Annotated in this window: 15 protein-coding genes; 8 read left to right on the top strand and 7 right to left on the bottom strand. The window is 74.9% G+C overall.

The genetic code is table 11. The features are described 5' to 3' along the window. Nucleotides 1-130 precede the first annotated feature (130 nt). From dnaG to MID12_RS23820, 4 genes are all read right to left on the bottom strand, one after another. Nucleotides 131-2,035, bottom strand: a complete 1,905-nt coding sequence (gene dnaG / locus MID12_RS23835; protein ID WP_263170613.1) for a DNA primase — start codon at nucleotides 2,033-2,035, stop codon at nucleotides 131-133. Nucleotides 2,036-2,093: 58 nt separating this feature from the next. Then, nucleotides 2,094-3,356: an NAD(P)/FAD-dependent oxidoreductase gene (locus MID12_RS23830; RefSeq protein ID WP_040253853.1), complete on the bottom strand. Its 1,263-nt coding sequence runs from the start codon at nucleotides 3,354-3,356 to the stop codon at nucleotides 2,094-2,096. A 201-nt stretch (nucleotides 3,357-3,557) separates the two neighbouring features. Further along, nucleotides 3,558-4,949: a deoxyguanosinetriphosphate triphosphohydrolase gene (locus tag MID12_RS23825; protein ID WP_040253851.1), complete on the bottom strand. Its 1,392-nt coding sequence runs from the start codon at nucleotides 4,947-4,949 to the stop codon at nucleotides 3,558-3,560. A gap of 110 nt (nucleotides 4,950-5,059) precedes the next feature. Further along, nucleotides 5,060-5,854, bottom strand: a complete 795-nt coding sequence (locus MID12_RS23820) for a sirohydrochlorin chelatase (RefSeq protein ID WP_263170608.1) — start codon at nucleotides 5,852-5,854, stop codon at nucleotides 5,060-5,062. Between the two features lie 170 nt (nucleotides 5,855-6,024). Between MID12_RS23820 and MID12_RS23815 the strand changes: the two genes are divergently transcribed. Then, nucleotides 6,025-6,843 carry a vancomycin high temperature exclusion protein gene (locus tag MID12_RS23815; RefSeq protein WP_411576998.1) on the top strand — a complete coding sequence of 273 codons (819 nt, stop codon included), beginning with the start codon at nucleotides 6,025-6,027 and terminating at the stop codon, nucleotides 6,841-6,843. Between the two features lie 284 nt (nucleotides 6,844-7,127). After that, complete coding sequence (locus MID12_RS23810) at nucleotides 7,128-9,494, top strand: molybdopterin oxidoreductase family protein (protein WP_263170605.1); 2,367 nt, start codon at nucleotides 7,128-7,130, stop codon at nucleotides 9,492-9,494. Between the two features lie 165 nt (nucleotides 9,495-9,659). Here the strand turns inward: MID12_RS23810 and MID12_RS23805 are convergent, their stop codons facing one another. From MID12_RS23805 to MID12_RS23795, 3 genes are all read right to left on the bottom strand, one after another. Continuing rightward, on the bottom strand, nucleotides 9,660-10,085 hold the full coding sequence (locus MID12_RS23805; protein WP_263170603.1) for a gamma-glutamylcyclotransferase family protein: 426 nt from the start codon (nucleotides 10,083-10,085) through the stop codon (nucleotides 9,660-9,662). Further along, nucleotides 10,082-10,492 (bottom strand): divalent-cation tolerance protein CutA, encoded by a 411-nt coding sequence (gene cutA, locus MID12_RS23800; RefSeq protein ID WP_317633405.1) that lies wholly within the window; start codon nucleotides 10,490-10,492, stop codon nucleotides 10,082-10,084. The genes MID12_RS23805 and cutA overlap by 4 nt, the downstream gene beginning before the upstream one ends. A 345-nt stretch (nucleotides 10,493-10,837) precedes the next feature. Next, the gene (locus MID12_RS23795) at nucleotides 10,838-11,485 is read right to left on the bottom strand and encodes an NADPH-dependent FMN reductase (RefSeq protein ID WP_263170601.1); all 648 of its coding nucleotides are present in this window, start codon (nucleotides 11,483-11,485) and stop codon (nucleotides 10,838-10,840) included. A 432-nt stretch (nucleotides 11,486-11,917) separates the two neighbouring features. Between MID12_RS23795 and MID12_RS23790 the strand changes: the two genes are divergently transcribed. The 6 genes from MID12_RS23790 (at nucleotide 11,918) to MID12_RS23765 (ending at nucleotide 18,597) form a co-directional block, all read left to right on the top strand. After that, nucleotides 11,918-12,451: a hypothetical protein gene (locus MID12_RS23790; protein WP_263170599.1), complete on the top strand. Its 534-nt coding sequence runs from the start codon at nucleotides 11,918-11,920 to the stop codon at nucleotides 12,449-12,451. 307 nt (nucleotides 12,452-12,758) lie between these two features. Further along, nucleotides 12,759-13,391: a class F sortase gene (locus MID12_RS23785; protein WP_263170597.1), complete on the top strand. Its 633-nt coding sequence runs from the start codon at nucleotides 12,759-12,761 to the stop codon at nucleotides 13,389-13,391. Nucleotides 13,392-13,557: 166 nt separating this feature from the next. Beyond that, nucleotides 13,558-14,808: an NAD(P)/FAD-dependent oxidoreductase gene (locus MID12_RS23780; RefSeq protein WP_263170595.1), complete on the top strand. Its 1,251-nt coding sequence runs from the start codon at nucleotides 13,558-13,560 to the stop codon at nucleotides 14,806-14,808. Between the two features lie 112 nt (nucleotides 14,809-14,920). Further along, nucleotides 14,921-17,482 carry a nitrite reductase large subunit NirB gene (nirB, locus tag MID12_RS23775; RefSeq protein WP_263173407.1) on the top strand — a complete coding sequence of 854 codons (2,562 nt, stop codon included), beginning with the start codon at nucleotides 14,921-14,923 and terminating at the stop codon, nucleotides 17,480-17,482. Nucleotides 17,483-17,487: 5 nt separating this feature from the next. Further along, the gene (nirD, locus tag MID12_RS23770) at nucleotides 17,488-17,889 is read left to right on the top strand and encodes a nitrite reductase small subunit NirD (protein ID WP_052483233.1); all 402 of its coding nucleotides are present in this window, start codon (nucleotides 17,488-17,490) and stop codon (nucleotides 17,887-17,889) included. Nucleotides 17,890-18,012: 123 nt separating this feature from the next. Further along, entirely contained in the window at nucleotides 18,013-18,597 is a 585-nt protein-coding gene (locus MID12_RS23765; RefSeq protein WP_263170593.1) for a TetR/AcrR family transcriptional regulator, read from the top strand. Nucleotides 18,598-18,719: the final 122 nt, after the last annotated feature.

Below are 18,719 nucleotides of genomic sequence, written 5' to 3'. Positions count from 1 at the left end.
CCCCAGTGTGGGGTACGACACATATCCGCCACGAGACTCGTGCGGTGACTTTTTGAATCCGAACCGTGACACCCTGCTCACTTGTGCGAAGGTTTCGCGCCAGGCGGACGGGGAAGTCCCCGGGCTCGGCTCAGAGGGCCTCGGCGCCGCGCTCCCTGAGCGCCTGCCCGTACTGCTGCATGATCCACAACTCGTTCTGCACCGCGGCCAGTTGGGCCGGGTCGCCGCCGTTGCTGAGCCGGGTCAGGGTGGACTGGATGTCGCGGATGCGGCGGTCGACGGCGCGCAGCCGGACCTGGACCAGCTGTATCCCCGCGTACAGCTCGTCGACGGTCCTGCGGAAGATCTGCTCGACCGCCAGCTCGGTGACCATCGAGCGGATGGTGTCGTCCAGCGCCGCCTCACGCACCCGGGCCAGATAGGCGGGCGCGTCCTCCACCCCGGCCTGGGCGCCGCCCGCCTCCTCGACGGCGATCCGCACGGCCGCGTACGGCGGCGCGGTGAACTCGTCGGCCCCGTAGGCGTCGAAGGCCGGGGAGACCAACTCGGGCCGCTGGAGCGCGAGTTTGAGCAGTTCGCGCTCGGTGCGGTGGGCGGGGCTGCGCAGGTGCAGGGCGGGGCCCGCGGGGGCGGCCGGTGCCGGGTAGGACTGCGCGGCCGAGCGGTCGCGGGGGGCGGTGCCCGGCGGGCGGCCGCCGCGGTCACGGGCCCAACGGGCCAGCTGGGCCACCCGCTTGACCACGAACTGGGTGTCCAGGATGCCGAGCATGCCCGCGAGCTGCACGGCGACCTCGTGCTGGGCCCCGGAGTTCTTGATCCGGGCGACCACCGGCGCCGCCTCGTCCAGGGCGGCGGCGCGGCCCGCCGGGGTGTCCAGGTCGTAGCGCGAGACGATCTGCCGCAGCGCGAACTCGAAGAGCGGGGTGCGGGGTTCGGTCAGCTCCCGTACCGCGTCCTCGCCCTTGACCAGGCGCAGCTCGCAGGGGTCCATGCCGTCCGGGGCGATGGCGATATAGGTCTCGGCGGCGAACTTCTGGTCGTCCTCGAAGGCGCGCAGGGCGGCCTTCTGCCCGGCCGAGTCGCCGTCGAAGGTGAAGATCACGCGGGCCGAGCCGTTGTCCATGAGCAGGCGGCGCAGGATCTTGATGTGCTCACCGCCGAAGGCGGTGCCGCAGGTGGCGATCGCGGTGGGCACGCCCGCGAGGTGGCAGGCCATGACGTCGGTGTAGCCCTCGACCACGACCGCCCTGCTGGCCTTGGCGATCTCCTTCTTGGCGAGGTCGATCCCGTACAGGACCTGCGATTTGCGGTAGATCGGGGTGTCGGGGGTGTTGAGGTACTTGGGGCCGTTGTCGGACTCGTAGAGCTTGCGGGCGCCGAAGCCGACCACATCGCCGCCGATGTCGCGGATCGGCCACATCAGGCGGCCCCGGAAGCGGTCGATGGGCCCCCGGCGGCCGTCCTGGGAGAGCCCGGAGAGCACCAGCTCCTTGTCGCTGAAGCCCTTGCCGCGCAGGAAGCGGGTGAGGTGGTCCCAGCCCTGGGGGCTGTAGCCGACGCCGAAGTGGGCGGCGGCGGCCTGGTCGAAGCCGCGCTCGGCGAGGAAGGCGCGGCCCGTCTCGGCCTCGGGGCTGGTGTCCAGCTGCTCGGTGTAGAAGCGCGCGGCGATCTTGTGCGCCTCGACCAGGCGGATGCGTTCGCCGCGCTGGTTGCCGGGGCTGTAGCCGCCCTCCTCGTAGCGCAGGGTGATCCCGGCGCCCGAGGCGAGGCGTTCGACGGCCTCGGAGAAGGAGAGGTGGTCGACCTTCATCACGAAGGTGATGGTGTCGCCGCCCTCCTGGCAGCCGAAGCAGTGGAAGAGGCCCTTGGCCGGGGACACCTGGAAGGAGGGCGACTTCTCGTCGTGGAAGGGGCACAGGCCCTTGAGGTTGCCGCCGCCCGCGTTGCGCAGCTGGAGGTACTCGGAGACGACGGCGTCGATCGGGACCGCGTCCCGTACCGCCTTCACGTCCTCGTCATTGATCCTTCCGGCCACAGGGGGATTCTACGGCGGCACCCGCGGCGCGATGCACGGCAGGTGCCGCCGCGCACCCTCACGGGAGCAGCGACTCCAGCGGGGTGCCGGGGTCGGCGAGGGCCTGGGCGTCGACCTGATGGCGGGAGCGGATGAGCTGCTGGACGGTGTCGGTGACGTCCCAGACGTTGACGTTCATCCCGGCGAGCACCCGCCCCTCGGCGAGCCAGAAGGCGATGAACTCGCGCTTGCCCGCGTCCCCCCGGATCACCACCTGGTCGTACGAGCCGGGCGGGGCCCAGCCCGAGTACTCCATGCCCAGGTCGTACTGGTCGGAGAAGAAGTAGGGCACCCGGTCGTAGGCGACCTTCTGCCCGAGCATGGCGCGGGCGGCGGCCGGGCCGCCGTTGAGGGCGTTGGCCCAGTGCTCGACCCGCAGCCGGGTGCCGAACAGCGGGTGCAGTACGGCCGCGGCGTCCCCGGCGGCGAAGACGTCCGGGTCGGAGGTGCGCAGCGAGGCGTCGACGGCGATGCCCCCGCCGTGCGCCCGGTCGACCAGGGCGAGACCGGCGGCCTCGGCGAGCGAGGTGCGCGGGGCGGCGCCGATGGCGGCGAGGACGTCGTGCGCCGGGTGCTCCTCGCCGTCGTCGGTGCGGACCGCGAGCACCATGCCGTCCTGGCCGACGATCTCGGTCAGTCCGGCGCCGAAGTGGAAGCGGACGCCGTGCGCGGCGTGCAGGTCGGTGAAGAGCTGGCCCAGTTCGGGGCCGAGCACCGAGTGCAGCGGGGTGGGCTGGGGCTCGACGACGGTGACCTCGGCGCCGTAGTGCCGGGCCGCGGCGGCGACCTCCAGGCCGATCCACCCGGCGCCCGCGATCACCAGGTGGCCGTTGTCCCGGCCGAGGGCGGCGAGCACCTGGCGCAGCCGGTCGGCGTGCGCGAGCCTGCGCAGGTGGTGCACGCCCGCGAGGTCGGTGCCGGGCACGTCGAGGCGGCGGGGTTCGGCGCCGGTGGCGAGCAGCAGCTTGTCGTAGTGGAGCACGGTGCCGTCGCCGAGCCGGGCGGTGCGGGAGGCCCGGTCGATGCCCACCACGGTCTGCCCGAGGTGGAGTTCGATGTCGGAGCGCGCGTACCAGGCGGTCTCCTGGACGAAGACGCTGTCCCGCTCGTCCTTGCCGAGCAGGTAGCCCTTGGACAGCGGCGGGCGTTCGTAGGGGCGTTCGCGTTCGTCGCCGACCAGGATGACGCGGCCCTTGAACCCCTCCGCCCGCAGGGTCTCGGCGGCCTTGGCTCCGGCCAGGCCCCCTCCGACGATGAGAAACGTCTGATCCGCGTCCACCACGTGCTGCCTCCTGATCGCCGAACGGCCACCTTCGAGCCTGAACCACCGGGCCCCGCGCGGGAAGGGGGAGTGCCCCGATCAGGCCACCGGCATTGTCTCCGGAGCCCGCCGCCCGCCTGCCCGACCGTATCGCCCCGATTGCCGCGAACGCCCGGCCGCCGCGGCACCGGAGGCAACCGGAGGCGGCGGAGCCGGGCGCGGTCAGCGGTGGGCGGTGAGCCGGGCGTGCAGGGAGCGGGCCGCGGCGTCGGTGAGCGAGGAGATCTGGTCGACGACCACGCGCTTGCGGGCCCGGTCGCCGGCGGCGGTGTGGAAGAGCGCGCGGAACTGCGGGTCGAGCCCGTCCGGGGCGCGGACGGCCAGCTGCTCGGCCAGCTCGGCGACCACCACCCGCTGGTCGGCGCGCAGCCGCTCCTGGTCGGCCCGCTGCATCACGTAGCGGTCGGCGACGGCCTTGAGCACCGCGCACTCCAGGCGGGTGGCGTGCGGGACGAGGAGCTCCGCGCCGTAGCGCACCAGCGGCTCCTTCGCCCGCTCGCCGGGGCGGGGGCCGAAGCGGGCCCGGGTCGCCACCTCCGCGGCCAGGCAGAAGCGCCCGATGAGCTGGCTGGTGGCGTCCTTGAGCCGGCCCTGCGCGAGGGCGGTGCCGTCGTAGCCGTGCGGCCACCACTCCTGTTCGAGCAGCCGGTCCAGGGCGGCGGTCAGCTCCGCGGGGTCGGTGTCCGCGGGGACGTAGCGGCCGATCGCCACCTGGCAGATGTCCTGCCGCTCCGGTTCGGCGTACAGCAGATTGGGGTCGATGTGCCCGGCGTGCAGCCCGTCCTCGACATCGTGCACGGAGTAGGCCACATCGTCGGCCCAGTCCATGACCTGGGCCTCGAAGCAGGTGCGGTACGGCGGGGCGCCCTGGCGGATCCAGTCGAAGACCGGCCGGTCGTCCTCGTAGACCCCGAACTTGGGCGAGGCGGCGTCCTTCGGGTGCCCGCCGCGCGGCCAGGGGTACTTGGTGGCGGCGTCGAGGGCGGCCCGGGTGAGGTTGAGCCCGACGCTGTACAGCTCGCCCTCGGCGGCCTCGGCACCCTGCGGGACCTCCTCGGCGGGCACGAAGTACTTGGGCTCGATCCGGGTGAGCAGCCGCAGCGACTGGGCGTTGCCCTCGAAGCCGCCGCAGTCCGCGGCGACCTCGTTGAGCGCCTGCTCGCCGTTGTGCCCGAAGGGCGGGTGGCCGAGGTCGTGCGAGAGGCAGGCGGTCTCCACCAGGTCCGGGTCGCAGCCGAGGGCGGCGCCCAGCTCCCGGCCGATCTGGGCGCACTCCAGGGAGTGGGTCAGCCGGGTGCGCGGGCTCGGGTCCCAGGCCGGGCTGAGCGGCTGCCCGCCGCGCGCGGGGGCCTCGGCGGCCGAGCCCGGGGTGACGACCTGGGTCTTTCCCGCCAGCCTGCGCAGCGCGGAGGAGTGCAGCAGCCGGGCCCGGTCGCGCTGGAAGGCGGTACGGCCCGAGCGCTTGTCCGGCTCGGCCGCCCATCGCTCGGTGTCCGCCGCGCTGTAGGCCGAGGCCGGAAGGGTCTGCTCGTTGCCGCTGGTGGTGCCTGTCATGCACTGACAGTACGGGCAGCGGGGGGTGCCCCGGGCGCCGGGAGGGGGCGGGGGCGCCGCGCAGGGGTGGGCACGGGGAGGACGGCCGCGGGTTCGGCCGGGCCGGGGGCTCAGGCGCTGGCGAGCGGGCGGCGCTCGGCGGGGGCGCCCGCGCGGGCCCGGTCGTAGCGGCGCAGCACGAGTTCGGCGAGGGCGGGGTGGTCGCCGATCGGCTCGGCGGCGATCCAGGGCGCGGCCGAGGCGCACTGCGCGGCGAAGCGGCCCGGGGCGGTGAAGTACGAGGCCACGGCGGCGCGGTCGCGGCCCAGGGCGCGCAGTTCGGCGAGGGCCTCGGGCACCGTGGGGGCGGCGGCGCAGGCGTAGGCCGGCAGGACGGGCACACCGAGGCGCCGGGCGAGCAACCGGGCGGCCTGCCGGGTGCCGTGCGCGGACTCCGGGTCGCGGGAGCCCGCGGCGGCGAGCACCACCCCGGCCCTGCGGCGCTCGGCGGCGTTCAGGACGGGCGGCCAGCCCGCCTCGCCGAGCCGGGCGTGCAGGGCCCGCGCGAGCAGCGGGTGCGGGCCGAGCGGCGCCGCGATCCGGGTGTCGAGGTGGACGGCTGCCGCCGCCGCGGCCGGGATGTCCTGCTTGGTGTGGTATCCGCGGCCGAAGAGGAGCGGTACGAGCACGGCGGGACCCGGGTCGAGGTCGGCCAGGGTCTCGCCGAGCAGCGGGGCGTTCAGCTCGATATGGCCGAGGCGGACCTCGGTCCCCGGCCGCCGGGCGCGCAGCCGCGCCGCGAGCAGCCGCACCGCGGCGAGCGCCCGGGGGTCCCGGCTGCCGTGCGCGACCAGGACCAGCGGGGGCCCGGGGCCGCGGCGGCGCAAGGGTGCGGTGAGGTCACGAAAGGGACTTGGCTCCGTCATGAACCGATCCTCACGAGGCCGGGTTGCTGCTCCGTTGCACAAGGATGACGACTGCTTTCCCGCCTGCTCACCGGCGGGGGGAGGGCGTTGTCAGGGGTCTCGCCTACGGTGGGGTCACAGCTTGGACCGGGCCACGGGGGCCGGTCCAGAGCAGGGTGCACGGGGGTGCCATGCGGGGGTTCAGCGGCGGCGGGCGATTCCGCCGGAGGATGCGGTACGGGGAGGGGCCCGGCGGGGGCGGGGCGCGCCCGCGGGAGCGGACGACCGAGGGCGGGCCGGGGGCTGCCGGGGTGCGAAGCCCCTGGTGGCCGCGGGTGCGGGGGCGGCTCAGGCTGCCGCGGACCCGGGCCGGGCAGCGCCGGGCGGTGCGGATCCTCGTCGGGCTGTGCGTGCTCGTCCTGCTGCCGCCGGGCTGGCTCTTCCTCACCACCGGGGACCGGCTCCGTTCAACTGCGGAGGTGCCCCGCACCGAGGTGGCGGTGGTCTTCGGCGCCGGACTGCGCGAGGGACGGCCCTCCCGCTATCTGGCGCACCGTCTCGACACGGCGGCCGAGCTGTACCGGCGGGGCCGGATCAAGGTGGTCCTGGTCACCGGGGACAACAGCCGCGCCTCCTACGACGAGCCGGACGCGATGCGCGCCTACCTCACCCGGCACGGCGTCCCCGACGAGCGGATCGTCAGCGACTATGCGGGCTTCGACACCTGGGACTCCTGCGCCCGCGCCCACCGGGTCTTCGGCGTCGACCGGGCCGTGCTCATCAGCCAGGCCTTCCACATACGCCGGGCCGTCGCCCTCTGCGAGTCGGCGGGGGTGACGGCCTACGGCGTGGGCGTCGAGGACCGGCACGACCTCACCTGGTACTACGGCGCCACCAGGGAGCTGTTCGCCGCGGGCAAGGCGGCCGTGGACGCGGTGTTCCGCCCGGACCCGCACTTCCTCGGGCCCCGGGAGAAGGGAGTGGCCCAGGCGCTGGCGCGGGCGAAGTGAGCCGGGGGTGCCGGGTGCGGTTCCGTCCGGTGGTCGGGCTGGGATGCCGTACGGCGTCGGGCTGGGGTTCCGTCCGGCGGTACGGCTGCGTTCCCGCCCGGGCAGTCGGGCTGCGGTGCGGTCGCGCGTCCGGCTCGGGACCTCACCCCCGGTCCGGCTCGGGACCTCACCGCCGGTCCGGCTCGGGTCTCACCGCTGGTCCGGCCGGGGTGAGAGGTGCCCTTGCCCGGCGCGTAACCGGGCGGGGCCGGGCGGCGTAACACCCGCGCCGCAGGCTGGCGGGCATGCACTCCGCTCCGACAGCCGCGGCCCCCGGCGAGGGCACCCCCGCGGTGACGCCCACCCACTGCCCGTACTGCGCGCTGCAATGCGGGATGGGGCTGCGCGCCCGGGGTGCGGGGGCGGTGGAGCTGGTGGAGCGGCCGGAGTTCCCGGTGAACCGGGGCGCACTCTGCGGAAAGGGGCGGACGGCACCCGAGCTGCTCTCCCCCGGGCTCCGGCTGACCGGGCCGCTGGTACGGGACGCCGCCTCGGGCGCCCTGGTCCCGGCGAGCTGGGAGCAGGCGCTCGACCGGATCGCCGAGGGGCTCCGGCGCACCCGGCGGGAGCACGGCGCGGACGCCGTGGGGGTGTTCGGCGGGGGCGGGCTGACCAACGAGAAGGCGTACGCGCTGGGCAAGTTCGCGCGGGTGGTGCTCGGCACCTCGCAGATCGACTACAACGGCCGGTTCTGCATGTCCTCTGCGGCCGCGGCCCACCAGCGGGCCTTCGGTCTCGACCGCGGGCTGCCGTTCCCGCTGGCGGACGTCTCCCGTACCGGCTGCCTGATCCTGGTCGGCTCCAATCTCGCCGAGACCATGCCGCCCGCCCTGCGCTACCTCACCGAACTGCGGGAGAACGGCGGAAAACTGATCGTCGTCGACCCGCGGCGCACCCGCACCGCGGAGGCGGCCGACCTGCACCTGGCACCCCGGCCCGGCACCGACCTGGCGCTCGCCCTCGGACTGCTGCACCTGGTCGTCGCCGAGGGGCGCACCGACGAGGAGTTCATCCGCGAGCGCACCCGCGGCTGGGCCGAGGCGCGGGCCGGGGCGATGGCGCACTGGCCGGAGTACGTGGAGCGGATCACCGGGGTGCCGCTGCCGCGGCTGCGCGAGGCGGCGGAGCTGTTCTGCGAGGCGGAGTCCGCGATGGTGCTCACCGCGCGCGGCCCCGAGCAGCAGGCCAAGGGCACCGACACGGTCGGCGCCTGGATCAACCTGTGCCTGGCGACCGGCCGCGCGGGCAGGCCGCTCTCCGGGTACGGCTGCCTCACCGGCCAGGGCAACGGCCAGGGCGGCCGGGAGCACGGCCAGAAGGCGGACCAGCTGCCGGGCTACCGCAAGCTGACCGACCCCGCGGCGAGGGAACATGTCGCCCGCGTCTGGGGAGTGGCGCCGGAGAGCCTGCCGGGCCCCGGGCGCAGCGCCTACGAACTGCTCGAAGCGCTCGGCGGGGACATCCGCTCCCTGCTCCTGATGGGCTCCAACCCGGTGGTCTCCGCCCCGCGGGCCGGGCACATCGAGGAGCGGCTGCGGGCCCTCGACTTCCTGGCGGTGGCGGACGTGGTCCTCTCCGAGACCGCCGCGCTCGCCGATGTGGTGCTGCCGGTGACGCAGTGGGCGGAGGAGACCGGCACCGTCACCAACCTGGAGGGCAGGGTCCTGCTGCGCCGCCGGGCGCTCGACCCGCCGAAGGGGGTGCGCAGCGACCTGTACGTACTCTCCGCCCTCGCGGAGCGGCTCGGCGTGGAGAAGGGCTTCCCCACCGACCCGGAGGAGGTCTTCGGCGAACTCCGCCGCGCGAGCGCGGGCGGCCCCGCGGACTACTCCGGCATCAGCTACCGGCGCCTGATCGAGGAACAGGGCGTGCACTGGCCCTGCCCGGAAGGGGACGACGCGGGAGGCGGGGATGACGTGGGAGGCGGGGATGGCGTGGGAGGCCGGATCGCCGGGTACGGCGCGGGAGACGGGATCGCCGCGGACGCCGGGATCACCGGGGGCGGCGCGGGAGGCTGGGCCGCCGGGAGCGGTGACCGTGGAGACGGCGACAGCGGAGAGGATGGTGCCGGCGGCGGAGATGCCGGCGGCGGCGGAAACGGCGGTGAGAGGCGCGCCGGTCGGCCGCCGGAGTCGGGTGCCCGGCCGCACCCCGGTACGCCGCGGCTCTTCCTCGACCGTTTCGCGACCGAGGACGGGCGGGCCCGGTTCGTGCCGGTCTCGCACCGGCCCTCCGCCGAGGAGCCGGACGAGGAGTACCCGGTCTTCCTGACCACCGGGCGGGTGCTCGCGCAGTACCAGTCGGGTGCGCAGACCCGGCGGGTGGACGAGCTGAACGCGGCGGCGCCCGGACCCTTCGTCCAGCTGCACCCCCGGCTCGCCGCACGGCTCGGCATCGCCGAGGGCGAGGAGGTGGCGGTGGTCTCGCGGCGCGGCCGGGCGGTCGCCCCGGCCCGGGTGAGCGCGGGCATCCGGCAGGACACGGTCTTCATGCCCTTCCACTGGCCGGGCGCGGGCCGGGCCAACTCGGTCACCAACCCGGCGCTCGACCCGACCTCGCGGATGCCCGAGTTCAAGGTGTGCGCGGTCCGCCTGGAACGCGCAACCGGCTGAGCGGGGGCGGGGCGAGGGCCGGGTCCTGGACCGGGTCCGGGTCTGGGACCGGGACCGGGTCCCGGACCAAGGCCGGGACTGGGACAGCGCGCCCGGCGGATCCGGGTGCTCAGGCCGGGCCCGGAGGGTCCCGCCTATCCCGCGGAGACTCCCCGAACAGCACACCTAACCGGCCCGGGTGGACCAGTCGCCGCCCTCGATCCGTCTGCCGCGCTCCGCCAGCGAGAGCGCGAGCCGCCCCGCCGCGACATAGACCCAGGCGGCCGCCCGGCCCCCGTCGGCCCGGCGCACCTCGCGGCGGACGCGGTCGTAGTGGTTCGCCGAGCCGCCCGGGACGTACCCCTCCAGCCGGTCCAGGTCGCGGGCCACGGCCTCGTACAACTCGGTGCGCGGGGTGAGGAGTTCACCGTGGACGGTGTCCTCCTCGCTGCCGCTCTCCACCAGGTACGGGAAGCCGGGGCCCTCGTAGAGGACGGCGCCGGTGAGGACCGCGGGGGCCTCCTCCTCGGTACGGCCGGACAGGAGTGCCGCGTGGTTGCGGGCGCCGGGGCGCAGGGTGCCGTAGACGAAGAAGGGCAGCGGGGTGCTCACCCGCGGGTCTCCCGCGCCAGCCAGTCGAGATAGGCGGCGCTGCCGCGGACCACCGGGGTGGCGATGATCTCCGGGTTCTCGTAGTCGTGGGCCTCGGTGAGCCAGCTCTCCAGGGCCGGGTAGCGGGCGCCGGTCGTCTTGAAGAGCACCTGCCACTCCGAGGCGTGTTCGACCAGGCCCTCCCACCGGTACACGGAGGTCACCGGGCCGTTGATCTGGGCGCAGGCCGCGAGCCTCAACTCCACGGCGCCGTCGGCGAGAAGCCCCGCCTTCTCGGCCGCGTCGGTCGTGGTGAGCACCGTCAGCCAGTCCACGGGAGCACCGGCTCCCCCGGGGTCGGCGGGGGCGGCGCTCCCGGGCTCGGCGGATCCGGCGGTTCCGGGGGCGGGCTGGTCGGCCGGGGTCATGGGGGTCCCTCCACGCTGCGGGGCGGTGCGCGCCGGGACGGTGTCCGCGCCCGGGCCCGGCGCGCACGGCCCGCGGCGACAGCGAGCATGCCACGCACCCGCCCCGCGCAGGCGAAGGCACGGGACGGGACGGATGGGCGGGGGCCGGATCCGGCCGGGAGCAGCCCCCTCCCGTCAGGATCGGCGGGACGGGCAGGACAGGCATGACGGGTACGGGAGGTATGAGGGCCCCTCCTCACCTCCGTACGAGAGCGGAACCCCAGCCCGCGCACCGGCGGCCCCCAACTCCCGTACCCGCAGGCCTCGATCTCCGTACGGGCGCATCCCGCTCCCCTGCCTGGGGCCTCAACCCCCGTACGGGCGGACCGCCTTGGCCTCGCGGAGGGCGAGGGCCCACCAGACGACCTGGTCGAGCATCGTCTTGGTGGCGGCCTCCGCCTCGGCCGGTTCGCGCAGGGTGCCCTGCTCGTCGAACTGGCCGTGGGCCCAGTGGAAGGAGACGGTGTCGCGGACGGTGACGGCGTGCAGTTCGGCGAAGACCTGCCGCAGGTGTTCGACGGCGCGCAGGCCGCCCGAGATCCCGCCGTAGGAGACGAAGCCGACCGGCTTGGCCCGCCATTCGCCGAAGTGGCGGTCGATCAGGCCCTTGAGGCCCGCCGGGTAGGAGTGGTTGTACTCGGGCGTGAGCACCAGGAAGGCATCGGCCCCGGCGAGCTTGGCGGTGGCCCGGTCCAGGCGGGCCGCGACCTCGGCCGAGGGCCCCGAGGAGGCGGCGGGCAGCTGCGCGTCGGCCACGTCGAGCAGTTCGACCTCGATATCGGGCCGCGCCTCGAACTGGTCGAGCAGCCAGGCGGCGATCGTGGGCCCGAAGCGGCCGTCCCGGTCGCTGCCGAGGATCAGGGTCAGCCGGACCGGCGCGGGGGCGGCGGTCTCGGCGGCCGAAGGGGCGGGGGACGTCGTGGTGGCACCGGAAACGGTGTGATCGGTGGTCATGACCCACAGCCTCATACCTCAAGCAAGCTTCAGGTCAAGCCCTCACCGGAACCGCCGCCGGAGGCCGTACGGGAACCCGCACCGGGGCCAGCACCGGACCCCGCACCGAGGCCCCACCCCGCTCCGCACCACAGGCCCACCACGCGCAGCCGCCCCCGAGCCCCCACCCCCCTCCCGCCCCGCCCTTCCCCACCGCGGATCACCCGTTTCACCCCCGCGCCCCCAGGCCACCGGAGCGGACTACCCCGTACCCGTATGACCAGGCGGAACACATCTTTCGCGGCGTCAGGAACCCTGCGGAACAAGGGGTGCTGACGCCCGCTCAGGAGGCGTGGCCGCCGGGGCGCCGGTTATCTCGGAGGGCGGGGCGCGACCGGACGCACTGGCACACCTCCGTGCCGCCGGGCGGGCCCTCTCGGAGGAGCAAGCACCATGCGCCAAGTCCGCATGCTGGCACCCGCCGCCCTCGCCCTGGGTGCGGCAGGCCTCTCGGTCACGGCGGGGCTCGCCGCCGCACCCGCCGAGGCGGCCGACGGCCCGGGGCTGCGGGTCTACCCCGCCACCGCCGAACCCGGCGCCACGGTCACCGTGAACACCGCCGCCTGCGCCGCGGACGGCGCCGCCGACGGGGACGCGAGCGCCGTGGGCGCCGGAGCCTTCACGCTGGCCCCGAGCGCGCACGAGGAGGAGGTGATCGGGCAGTTCCAGGTACCGGCCTCCGCGCAGCCGGGGACGTACGAGATCCGCGCCAGCTGCCCGAGCGGCGCCGAGGCCACCGGTGACCTCGTCCTCTCCCTCGCGGGCGCGGGCGAGGCGGTGCACCCGCGCGGACATGTGCAGTCCGGGGTCGGCGGCGCCCTCGGACCGGACCCGGTGCAGATCACCGCGGGCGTGGCGGCGCTGGCCGTCGCCGCCGCGGGCGGCACCTGGCTGCTGCACCGCCGGGCACACGCCACCGGATTCTGAGGACCCGCGGACACCCGACGCCGGACACCCACACCCACACCCGCACCCGCACCCGCGGACATCCCGGCGACAGCCGGGCCGGTACCCCAGCCCCAGCCCCAGCCCCAGCCCCAGCCCCAGCCCCAGTGACACCCGACCCCACCTCCGCAGAAGCCCAGCCACGAACCCGGACTGAGAACCCACCGGACTGAGAACCCACCGGACTCAGAGCCCACCGGACTCAGAGCCCACCGGGCCGAGACCCCACCGGACCGAAACCCGGACAGAACCCCAGGCGGACGCCCCCGCAGACAGAGAGCCCACCCCCATGCACCGCATCAGCAACCGCTCCATAGCCCTGGTCAGCGCGCTCGCGCTCTGTTCGGGTGCCTGGCTGGTGCACAGCGGGACCCGTGGTGCGGGGCCGCCCCAGCCGAGTGCCGCGCAGGCCGCGCCCGCACGGCCCGGTGCGGGTACCCGGGAGGCCGCCGGGCTCGCGGCCTCGGCGCCCGAGCGGATCCGAGTGCCGTCGATCCGGGTAGACGCGCCGCTGACCGGCCTCGGTCTGACCCGGGCGGGCAGCCTCGACGTGCCGCCGCCGGAGCGGAAGAACCTGGCGGGCTGGTACGAGCGCGGGACCACGCCCGGTGAGCCGGGCACCGCGATCGTCGCGGGCCATGTCGACAACGCGCGCGGCCCGGCCGTCTTCTACCGGCTCGGCGCGCTGCGGCACGGGGACCGGATCGAGGTGGACCGGGCGGACGGGAACACGGCGGTGTTCACGGTCGACGCGGTGGCGGTGTACTCCAGCCGCGACTTCCCGGACGAGAAGGTCTACGGCCCGGCCGCCCGGCCCGAACTGCGGGTGATCACCTGCGGGGGCGGCTGGTCCGAGCGCACCGGCTACCGCGGGAACGTCGTGGTCTTCGCCCATCTGACCGCCGCCCGCCCGAGGCGCTGAGCCCGCCCCGACGGACCCGGCCCCGGGCGTCCTCCACCGCGAAACACCAGCTCACGCCCCGGTCCGGCGGCCTCACACCGCCCCCTCCCCCGCGCTGAGCGCAGCGTTCCGCACGGGAAACAGGAGGGAACCCGACGGGTAACACCGGCACCACACGCTGAGCGGCATGACCTCGGAAAAGCGTGTGGTGGTGATCGGCGCCGGGCTCGCGGGCGCCCGTCTCGCCCAGCGCCTCGGCGAACTCGGCGCATCCGGCGGCCCGGCCGCCCGGGTGACGCTGCTCGGCGAGGAGCAGCACCCCCCGTACAACAGGGTGCTGCTCGCCGAGGTGCTCGCCGGGCGGCTCGCGCCCGAGGTGGTGGCGCTGCCCGCGCCCGCCGGGCGGCAGCTGCGGGTCAAGGCCGAGCGCATCGACCGGTCCGCGCGGACGGTGCACTGCGCCGACGGCACCCGGGTCGACTACGACCACCTGGTCCTGGCCACCGGCTCCAACCCGGTGCTCCCGCCGCTGCGCGGACTGCTCACCCCCGGCGCCACCGAACTGCCCGCGGGGGTGCACGCCTTCCGCACCATGGACGACTGCCTGGCCCTGTCGGCGGCGGTGCGGCCGGGGCTGCGGGCGGTGGTCGTCGGCGGCGGGCTGCTCGGGGTCTCGGCGGCGCGCGCGCTGGCCCGGCGCGGCGCCCACGTGGTCCTGGTCCAGCAGTCCGAGCGGCTGATGGAGCGTCAACTCGACGCGCAGTCCTCGCAGTTGGTGCACCGGAACCTGACCGGGGCGGGCATCGAGGTGCACACCGAGTGCCGGGTGCGCGGGATCGGCGTACGGGACGGGCAGGTCGTACGGACCGAACTGGCCGACGGCTACCACCTGGGCACCGACCTGCTGGTGCTGGCCTGCGGGGTGCGGCCGCGCACCGGACTGGCCGCCGAGGCGGGGCTCGGCGTCCGCGAGGGCGTGCTCGTCGACAGCGCCCTGCGCACCGGCGATCCGCACATCCACGCCATCGGCGACTGCGCCGAGCACGAGGGCCGGGTCTACGGGCTCGCCGCCCCCGCGCTCGAACAGGCCGAGGCGCTGGCCCGCACCCTGGCCGGTTCCGGGCCGCCGGTCCGCTACCGCGGCACCCGGGCACTGACCCGGCTGACCCTGGCGCCGGGCGGCCAAGACCCCCTGGATCTGGCGGTGTTCGGGCAGACCGAGCCGCTGCCGGGCGACGACGTGGTCCAGATCGGCGACGCCACCCGCGGCACCTTCCGCAAGGTCGTCGTCCGCGGCGACCGGCTCGTCGGCGGTGTGCTGCTCGGCGAACTCTCCGCGGTCGGCGCGCTGGCCCGCGTCTGGGAGGGCGAGGAGCCCCTTCCGGCGGAGAGCGAGGCCCCGCTGCTCCATCTGCTCACCCCTGACGGAGGTTCCTGACATGGCGGCGAACACCGCGACCACCGAGACGACCGAGACCCGCGCGGCGACCGGGGCGGGCGGCCCCGCCGGGTCCGCGGCGCGGCCCACCCTGGTGCTCGTCGGCCACGGCATGGTCGGCCAGCGGTTCCTCGAAGCGCTCGCCGAGCGCGGCCTGACCGCGAGCCACCGGGTGGTGGTGCTCTGCGAGGAGCCCCGGCCCGCCTACGACCGGGTCCAGCTCACCTCGTACTTCAGCGGCCGCAGCCCGGAGGAACTCTCCCTCACCGAGGCCGGGTTCCTGGCGCGGCACGGCATCGAACTGCATCTGGGCGACCCGGCCGAGTCCGTCGACCGCGAGGCGCGGACCGTCACCGCCCGCTCGGGCCGGTGCCTGTCCTACGACACCCTGGTGCTCGCGACCGGCTCGTACCCCTTCGTGCCGCCGGTGCCCGGCAGGGACGCGGAGGGCTGCTTCGTCTACCGCACCATCGAGGACCTGCTCGCGATCGAGGAGTACGCGGGCAGGCACGCCACCACCGGTGCGGTGGTCGGCGGCGGGCTGCTCGGCCTGGAGGCGGCGGGGGCACTGAAGGGGCTCGGACTGACCTCGCACATCGTGGAGTTCGCGCCCCGGCTGATGCCGGTGCAGGTGGACGAGGGCGGCGGGGCCGCGCTGCTGCGCACCATCGAGGGGATGGGCCTGGCGGTGCACACCGGGGTGGGCACCCAGGAGGTGCTCACCGGCGAGGACGGCCGGGTGCGGGGCATGAAACTCTCCGACGGCGGTGAACTCGCCGCCGATCTGGTGGTGTTCTCCGCCGGGGTGCGCCCCCGCGACCAACTCGCCCGGGACTGCGGCCTGCCGGTCGGCGAGCGCGGCGGCATCGCGGTGGACGAAAGCTGCCGCACCGAGGACCCGCGCGTCTACGCCATCGGCGAGTGCGCCCTCGCAAGCGACGGCCGCGTCTACGGACTGGTCGCCCCGGGGTACGAGATGGCCGAGACCGTCGCCTCCGCCCTCGCCGCCGAGGAGGCACCGCTCGCCTTCACCGGGGCGGACACCTCCACCAAGCTGAAGCTGCTCGGCGTGGACGTGGCCTCCTTCGGCGACGCGCACGGCGCCGCCGGTGACTGCCTGGACGTCGTCTACGCCAACTCCCGTACCGGGGTGTACAAGAAGCTGGTCGTCTCCCCCGACGGCACCCTGCTCGGCGGCGTCCTGGTCGGCGACGCCGAGGCCTACGGCACGCTGCGCCCGCTGACCGGTTCGGTGCCGCCCGTCGACCCCGGGCAGCTGGTGCTGCCCGCCGGGGCGGGCGCCGCGGCCCCGCTCGGCCCCTGGGCGCTGCCGGACTCGGCGGTGATCTGCTCCTGCCACAACGTCAGCAAGGGCAGCATCCGCGAGGCGGTCACCGCACACTCCTGCACCACCGTGCCCGAGGTCAAGAAGTGCACCAAGGCCGGTACCGGCTGCGGCAGTTGCGTCAAGGCGCTCGGCCAGCTGGTCACCGCCGAACTGGAGGCCGGCGGCGTCGAGGTCGACAAGGGCCTGTGCCACTGCTTCGACCGGACCCGCCAGGAGCTGTACGAGATCGTGCTCGCCCTCGGCGTGACCTCCTACCGCGAACTCCTGGACGAGCACGGCCGCGAGGAGGCCCGGCGGGGCGAGGGCTGCGAGGTCTGCAAGCCGGTGGTCGCCTCCCTGATCGCCTCGCTCGCCCCGGCGGTCGGCGCCAGCGGCTACGTGCTCGACGGCGAACAGGCCGCGCTCCAGGACACCAACGACCACTTCCTCGCCAACTTGCAGAAGAACGGCTCCTATTCGGTGGTGCCGCGCATCCCCGGCGGGGAGATCACCCCCGAGAAGCTCATCATGATCGGGGAGATCGCCCGCGACTTCGGCCTCTACACGAAGATCACCGGCGGCCAGCGGATCGACATGTTCGGCGCCCGGGTCGAGCAGCTGCCGGTGATCTGGTCCCGCCTGGTGGACGCCGGATTCGAGTCCGGGCACGCCTACGGCAAGTCGCTGCGCACGGTGAAGTCCTGCGTGGGCTCGACCTGGTGCCGCTACGGGGTGCAGGACTCGGTGCGGATGGCGATCGACCTGGAGCTGCGCTACCGGGGGCTGCGCTCCCCGCACAAGCTGAAGTCGGCGGTCTCCGGCTGCGCCCGCGAGTGCGCCGAGGCCCAGTCGAAGGACTTCGGCGTCATCGCCACCTCCAGCGGCTGGAACCTCTACGTCGGCGGCAACGGCGGCGCCACCCCGCGCCACGCCGACCTGCTCGCCCAGGACCTCTCGGACGCCGAACTGGTGCGCCTGATCGACCGGTTCCTGATGTTCTACATCCGCACCGCGGAGCCGCTCGAGCGCACCGCGAGCTGGCTGGAGCGGATCGAGGGCGGCCTCGCCCACGTGCAGGACGTGGTGGTGCACGACTCCCTGGGGATCTGCGGGCAGTTGGAGTCCCTGATGGCCGCGCACATCGCGCACTACCGCGACGAGTGGGCCGAGACCCTGGACGACCCGGAGCGCCTGGCCCGCTTCGTCTCCTTCGTCAACGCCCCCGACACCCCCGATCCCACCGTGCGGTTCGTGCCGGAGCGCGACCAGATCAAGCCCGAGCTGCCGCTCCTGAGCATCGGCGGCCGCCGCCCCGAAGCCTCCCTGGAAGGAAGTGCGCGCGTATGAGCACCATGACCGAGACCCCCGCGGCCACCGCACAGGTCCAACTGCGCCCGGGCGGCGGGGAGGACGGGGGCGCCGACTGGGTCACCGTCTGCGCGCTGGACGGGCTGCTCCCCGGCCGCGGGGTCGCGGTACTGCTGCCCGACGGCACCCAGGCCGCGCTCTTCCTGGACCGCGAGGGCCGGGTGCACGCGATCGGCAACCGGGACCCGTTCACCGGCGCCGCGGTCCTCTCCCGCGGACTCACCGGCTCGGCCGAGGGCCGCCCGTACGTCTGCTCCCCGCTGCTCAAGCAGCGCTTCGACCTGGCCGACGGGCGCTGCCTGGACGACGAGTCGGTACGGGTGCCGGTGTACGCGGTGCGGACCGTGGGAGCCGCAGGGACCAGCTCAGCGGTACGGACCAGCTGAGCCGGTACGGACCGCCGGGACCGTGCCCACCTGAACTCCCCCTGCGGGGGCGGGCGTTCGCCTCGGTGAGCGCCCGCCCTCCCCTGTTTGACCGATCGTTCCAATAAACCTAGGCTCTCCCCCGTGAGCCGAACCAAGTCCTTCGATCCGGACGCCGCCCTCCGCTCGGCCCTCGACCTGTTCTGGCAGCGCGGGTACGAGGCGACCTCGATGGCCGATCTGGTGGACCACCTGGGCATCGGGCGCGCCAGCATCTACGCCACCTTCGGCGGCAAGCGCGAGCTGTATCTCAAGGCCCTCGAACGCTACGGCGAGCTGCACGAGCCGCAGTTGCTCGCCACCCTGTCCCGGCCGGGCCCCGCGCTGCCCGCCGTGCACGCCCTCGTGGAGCGCTTCGCCGCCGAGGCCACCGCCGAACACAGCCGCGGCCAGGGCTGTTTCATCACCAACACGGCCGTCGAACTCGCCCCGCACGACCGGGGCGCGGCCCGCCGGGTCGAGGCCAGCTGGGCCCAGCTGGAGACCCTGCTGCACGCGGCCCTGGAACGCGCCCGCGCGGGCGGCGAGTTGGGCGAGGACACCGACCCGGGCGCCCTGGCGCGCCTGCTGCTCGTCCTGCTCCAGGGCATGCGCGTGGTCGGCAAGGCCTCCGGCGACCCGGCCCGGGTACGCGACGCCGCCGCACAGGCCCGCAGACTCCTGAGCTGATCCCGCGCGCCCACCCGGAGACGGGGAAGGGCCTTCCCCACCGCGGAGTTCACCACCCCTGCCCGCATAACAGAACGATCGGTCAAATTCCTGAGGGCGCGAAAGGCACTGCCCCCCGCTGT

This window comes from Streptomyces sp. SCSIO ZS0520 (genome assembly GCF_025643355.1).
Lineage (GTDB): Bacteria > Actinomycetota > Actinomycetes > Streptomycetales > Streptomycetaceae > Streptomyces > Streptomyces physcomitrii.
This window is presented reverse-complemented; position numbering and strand designations above follow the sequence as displayed.